The organism is Eisenbergiella tayi, from assembly GCF_001881565.1.
Classification (GTDB): Bacteria; Bacillota; Clostridia; order Lachnospirales; family Lachnospiraceae; genus Eisenbergiella; species Eisenbergiella tayi.
Map to the genome: position 1 here is coordinate 1 of NZ_MPDJ01000023.1, position 6190 is coordinate 6190.

The 6190-nt window shown below is 38.4% G+C and carries 5 protein-coding genes and 2 pseudogenes; all 7 read right to left on the bottom strand.

Annotation, left to right across the window (positions count from 1 at the left end):
- A pseudogene (locus BLA28_RS33020) lies at positions 1-630 on the bottom strand (RQC domain-containing protein); the annotation flags it as partial.
- Positions 631-735: 105 nt separating this feature from the next.
- Positions 736-2178, bottom strand: coding sequence for an ATP-binding protein (locus BLA28_RS33025; RefSeq protein ID WP_069156696.1), 1443 nt, complete (start codon positions 2176-2178; stop codon positions 736-738).
- 194 nt (positions 2179-2372) lie between these two features.
- Positions 2373-2817 (bottom strand): annotated as a pseudogene (locus BLA28_RS33030) (RQC domain-containing protein); the annotation flags it as partial.
- Positions 2818-2963: 146 nt separating this feature from the next.
- Positions 2964-3179, bottom strand: coding sequence for a hypothetical protein (locus tag BLA28_RS33035; RefSeq protein ID WP_069156698.1), 216 nt, complete (start codon positions 3177-3179; stop codon positions 2964-2966).
- A gap of 109 nt (positions 3180-3288) precedes the next feature.
- Positions 3289-4026 (bottom strand): phosphorylase family protein, encoded by a 738-nt coding sequence (locus BLA28_RS33040; protein WP_242880573.1) that lies wholly within the window; start codon positions 4024-4026, stop codon positions 3289-3291.
- Between the two features lie 92 nt (positions 4027-4118).
- Positions 4119-5285 (bottom strand): HNH endonuclease, encoded by a 1167-nt coding sequence (locus BLA28_RS33045; RefSeq protein ID WP_069156699.1) that lies wholly within the window; start codon positions 5283-5285, stop codon positions 4119-4121.
- Positions 5286-5555: 270 nt separating this feature from the next.
- A partial coding sequence (locus tag BLA28_RS33050; protein WP_207650810.1) for an HRDC domain-containing protein occupies positions 5556-6190 on the bottom strand: 635 nt, incomplete at its 5' end.

Genomic DNA, 6190 nt, shown 5'->3' on the forward strand with positions numbered 1-6190 from the left:
CGCCGCCTTAGCCGGATGCTCCTGCTCCTTCGCCATCTTCATGGTCACCGTCTCATCCTCTTCCAGAATGAGCTTCGATTTTCCGGTGAGCTTCACCACCGCATACTCATCGTTCGTCACCGCCAGGAATTCATTCAGCATCAGGTAATTCATCACCTGCCGCAGCTTATACGTCGGCACCTTTGCCAATTCCGCATAATGAGGATTCTCATCCATCCGGTACTGTCTGATTTTCGCCGTATTCGCACCATGCACGGTATCAATGATCACATTCGTCCCATACCTCTGCCTGCACGCCAGCACACATCCGATCAAGGCCCGTGCAATCTCCGTCACATCCACTTCCTCAAACTGGCTCAGACAGTTGGCACAATTGCCGCAGTAATTCGATCCATACTCTCCAAAATACCGAAGGATATAATCCCGCAGGCATTCATTGGTAAAGCAATAGAAGGTCATCTTCCGCAGCCTGTCCCGATCCCTCTCCGTCACCAGATCCCTGGTAAGCGGATCCATTTCCTGATTATCCTGGTTATTGTCAATAAAGAACTGGTTCGTAACCACATCCTGTCCGCCATACAGCAATATACATTCCGCCGGTTCCCCATCTCTTCCGGCTCTTCCGGGTTGTGTCAAGTCAGTGACAGTAATTTTTTGCTGTTTCTAAATTTACTATCCTATCCTTTCTACTAACATCGTGCCAACTACAGTATTACAGCTTTAAGAAAATTCATTTCATTTATGAATGACTACCCACTTTCCTTTTCGGGAAGATCCCTCTCTTGATAAAAGATTTCTATTTTTTAAATCTGATATAATCCTTTTTACGGTTCTAACTGATACTTTCGACTGTTCTGCGAGTTCTCGTGTCGTAATTTCAGGCTCTTCATTTAAAATTCTTAAAATAATTTTTTCTAATCTATCAGGGTCACTTTTTTGATTATCGGTGCCAATAGTGCCAACATTGGTGCCATTATTAGTGCCATCTGGCATCGTTTGTTCTTGTTCGATAAATTCTAAGCCATAATTCAAATTTTTTAAAATTACAAAAAAAGATGATCTGGTCGAAGTAAAAATAGGTTCCTTCTCCGGAACATAGTTATCCTGATGCTCGTAAGCTCTACAAATCTTACCTAATCCGCTTCCCTGACGCTCCATATATCCCAATCTACCGAAAATGTCTGCAAGCAATGGATTTCTTCGCACGGAACTGACTGTATTGATATCCAGATCCTGTATGAAACTTCCATCGGGCATTCCACCCGGTGAATAGATTTCTAATCGATCATCAAAGATATCAATATGAACTTCACTGCCATTAACAAGATAATCCCGATGTATCAGCGCATTAACTAATGCCTCAAATACGCTGTCTTCACTGTAATCCGGAAATTCCAGCCTTCCTAATGGCTGCTTTTTCCACATAGTTTTCATATTACGTTTTACAAAGGCAAATCCTTCATTCAGAAGAGTAATGAGACTTCCGTTAAATTCCGTATGATCCAATGCATCCAGCAATCCGCCACTCTTGTCTAAACCATTCCATCTGGTACAGAATATACGTGACCACCAGATCGGAGATTCGTCTGCGATAAGAGCGCCTGCATTCGTTAAATGTCCATTACTGTCCTTAATACCAAAAGACTCATACGCATTATCTGGCAAACTTTTCCCAGTCCAAACCTTATATCTCTCGCGGAGCTTAGTAAAAGAATAGTCATCAAACTGATAGGATGAAATTTGGAAATCGTAGCTTGTATTCTTGCCCCTCATCACCAAACGCTTTAATTCTGTCGGGCCGGCAATCACGCTCTCATTTCCAATTCGGATATATGCCTCTGTAACACCGTCCGCACTGTAATAATAGGGAGTTTCAGCTCCTTCCGGGACATGCACAAAGAGTAAATTTTTTTCATCCTCCGTCTTATAAAGCTTCATAACAACTTCCGGAAACGGATAGATTCTCTCTTTTAGCTTCTGGCTGATATATTCGGAATCTGACCTGATATCACTCAGCCCAACCACTTCTTCTTCATTTGATATGCCAAAAATCAATGTACCACCAGAAGTATTAGCGAATGCACTAATACTCTTTAACCAGCTTTTGGGCTTCTTTCGTTCAACTGCCTGTTTTTTGTCATATTCTGTTGCTTCTCCCAACAGTTCTTTCCACTCCATATACCAACCTCCATACCGCTTTATTTCTGAGAGTTATAAGACTAAAAAAAATACATATATTCTCCTGCTGTGTCAAATCGGTGACAGTAAATTTTACGGTACTTTTCGTAACTAATACAGTAAAAGAAATACAGCCTCTCCACGTATTATTCTAATAGTTTTAATCGTCTAATAATTTCCTCTGCCTCAGGTAACATATGTACCAGAGATTTATTCAAATAATATATAAAGAGGCACCTCTTCCTTTTTCATCAGTTCTGCGCGCAGGACCCGCAGAATTTCAAACAGCTCATCATCATCCAGTTCAAAAGCCGTTGCTCCCCTGCTCTTCTTCCCTTTCTTTTCTCCTACAGTTTTAACGGGATGCTCCCGCTCCTTTACCATCTTCATGGTCACAGTCTCATCCTCTTCCAAAATAAGCTTCGCTTTCTCGGCGAACTTCACCACTGCATACTCATCGTTCGTCAACGCCAGATATTCATTCAGCATCAGGTAGTTCATAACCTGCTGCAACTAATACATCGGCACCTTTGCCAGTTTCGTATAATGAGGATTTTCATCCATCCGGTACTACCTGATTTTCGCCGGATTCGCCCCATGCACAGTATCTATTATCTCATTTGTCCCATATCCATACCTCTAACTGAAAGCCAGCACACATCCTACCCGCCGTACAGTAAAATACATTCTGCCGGTTCCTATCTGTGTCGGCACGGCCGGGTTGTATCAAGTTAATGACAGCAACTTAATTTGTTTTTATTAATAACCTATCAGTAATAGGAGTTCTAAGCAACTTTATATTTTCTAAAAATATTTTCCAAATCCTGATTACTAATTCTACCATTTAAATAATTAGATTTAACACTTACCTCAACTACTTCAAAAAGAAGATCAAAATTCAGCCAGTCTCCTGCTTCATAATATTTACCCAGTACTTGAAAATCTCTCAATAATTCTGTTTGTAAATTCTTATCTAAAACAATTGTTTCATCAATATACATAATATCACCCGCGCCTCACTCAATTAACCATCCTTATGATATTCTTATCCTATACTTTATTCAAAGTAAACACGATAACAGGGAACAATCTTTTTACTGACTCTGTATTTCAAATACTTTCTATAATAACCTCTAACACAGCTTTAACAGCATTAGAAATAGCCTCTCCATTCCATCCTAAGAGCCATTCTTCATCTTCAAATACATCCGATATAATATAAATTGCTGATGCGGCACATTCACGATACTTTGCAATTGTAAATAACCCTACACCTTCCATTTCTACACATAACGCTGCTTTATTTCTATATGAAAGCACCTGTCCCACGGTTTCATGATACCCAGCATCAGTTGTCCATGTTTTTCCGTAAAACACCACTTTCTGATGCTGTTTCATTATATTTACCAACTCACCTGAAAGTTCAGAAGAAGTTTCTATATACTTATAATCAAATCCATATAATCGAGCTACGGCAGTATCATTATATGCGCCTTCTGTTATTACAATATCTCCAGAATACAAATTTTTTTGTATTCCGCCTGCATACCCTACATGTATCAACTCTTTTACTCCACAAGCAATCAAATCCTCCGCTTGAGTTGCAATAGCAGGTGAACACATCATTGATTTTATAAATCCAACCATTGGATTATCCTTTAATACCCATAACTTTCCTCCAATTGGAAATCTATACTCTCCACAGTCAAGACTAACCATATAATCAAATATATCATCAGTCAAAAGGTATACTCTATCAGGTACACATATTGTCTCAATATCAATACCTTTATTTTTCAATTCAATTGTCATAAGCTTACGTGGATCTGTTAAAACTTTATCCATCATATTTTATTTCACCTATAAATGTCAATTTCTCGCTCAGTCACCTTCTCAATAAGTTTAAAGATAATTTTCTAAACAATCAATAAACAAATCAATTAAGTTTTCTTTTCCTTTTCAATACAGTTTATATCCTCAAATTTTTTACGATGATATAACAAATATTTTTTATTCTTTTCTGTCAGTGTAATTTTCATATTATCATTGATATTTAAAGCTATTCTATCTCCTTCAGATAAGCCATCGGCTATAATAACATACCCATTCTCATCAAAAGTTAGCCACCCCTGATCAAATAATCTATCATGATTAGGACACATCAATAACCCATTATCAATATCAAGTTTTTCATTTGGTTCACTTTCGCTCCATGATTTAATATGGCTTGCTATTAATAGATTTGGATTACTTACACCACATAAGCAACATTTACTATAACGTTGTAATAATTTATTCCTAAAAACCCCCTGATTTACACGTACTCTAACAACAGCTTCCTTTGATTTTCCCTGAAGATTCAGTTTATCTATTTCTTCTGAAATTGTAGATATATTTATATCTCTCATAAGTGACTTGCCATCAATTGACCGATTACTTCTATACAGCCAGTTGCAAAAGCTAGTGAAAATAGTGTTACTCCATTCTGCTATCTCAGGAACAGCATTTTTCCAATTTATGAGTTCAATGTTACTATAAATCATTTCTTCTTCGGGATTAAATGTCATTCCTACTTTTCCACAATACTGATATAATAATTCTTTTATAGCAACCGGGACAAACTTCTCTGGGAAATAAATAAATAGGAGCATATACTTGAAATTACTATGGAGTTTACAGCATTCAACAGCTGTATAATTATTCTTATCAATTGCATCTAATAGTTTAATTATCTCATTTTTAATAGATATAAATGCTTCGTCATAATCACTACCAAACTCAACCGAAAAGGTCTTGGATAGAGCCAGCTGTGAACCATTCTTTAGTGATATTCCGAAAGTATTCCAACTTATCACACGGATAGGATAAGTAGATTCCAACTTAAAACAAATCTTTCTACAAAAAGAATTGGGATTCCCATAACCATTTTTCCTAGACATAAGATAATCATTCATCGTCATTGAAATTATAGAGTCTCGAGGATATTTTGTAATAAATTCATTTCTCCACTTATTGTCTTTAATCTCGTTTTCTTGGGCCTCACTAAATTTTTCTCTTTTAAATTTTTCTATTGAATCCCAAAATAATTTCTCCTGAAATGTATTCATGGTAATATCTCCACTTTAAACTTGAATTTATCGCCCTATTTTTTATTAGTATAGCATATTGAAATAAGCAAAACCATTATTTTAAAGATAATCATTCTAGTGCTTTTATGTGCCTATACTATATCATTTTATCCCACATATAATCCGTACACCATTTGAGCAGCAAAACACAAAGCGTTGATATTCGTATAAAATAGTAAAATCTAATCTAATACAGATAGAGCCCTCTCCACTGTCACCAAAACAGTCGAAAGGGCCCACACGTCCTCCTTATTTACCACCATTCTCCGCCGTCAGCAGCAGCTCCACAATCCCCCTCTGCGCCTCCTCCGTATAATAAAACACCTCATACTCATTCCCCTTCGAACTGATCCGCGTTTCCGCTTCAATCCCGAAATCCGTCCCATACTCCGTTATCTTCCGCAGCGGCATCCGGTTGACGAATTTCAATTCAAACAGCCCCTCATCCAGCAGCATCTGCTCCACCACCTTTATCGTCAGACGCTTCATCGTGCTCTCATCCCGCAAATCGTTCATCTGTCCCACCAGATCACTTAAGGACATCCTCGCAGAGTAATGCAGCTGGGAAGCAATCTCCTCCGTCATCACAAATTCCGTCTTATTCTTCTTCCCCGCCGAAGTCCTCACAGCAGCCTCTTCTCCAGCTTCAGCAACATCCCCTTCATAATCCTGCACCACATCATAATCCAGACTGGAAAACTCCACCGCTCCCAAACTGTCCGGGTCATCCGTCTTCCCATGCTCCCTATTAAATTCAATCACCTTCTCCAGGAACACTTCCCCATACTTCTCATACTTAAATTCGCCCACTCCGGATACCGAAAGCATCTCATTCCTATTCACAGGACGGATCACACACATATGTACCAGCGATTTATCCGAGA

Coding starts and splice junctions, on each gene's coding strand:
- BLA28_RS33025 (WP_069156696.1), bottom strand. CDS start 2,178: ATGGAGTGGAAAGAACTGTTGGGAGAAGCAACAGAATATGACAAAAAA.
- BLA28_RS33035 (WP_069156698.1), bottom strand. CDS start 3,179: ATGTATATTGATGAAACAATTGTTTTAGATAAGAATTTACAAACAGAA.
- BLA28_RS33040 (WP_242880573.1), bottom strand. CDS start 4,026: ATGATGGATAAAGTTTTAACAGATCCACGTAAGCTTATGACAATTGAA.
- BLA28_RS33045 (WP_069156699.1), bottom strand. CDS start 5,285: ATGAATACATTTCAGGAGAAATTATTTTGGGATTCAATAGAAAAATTT.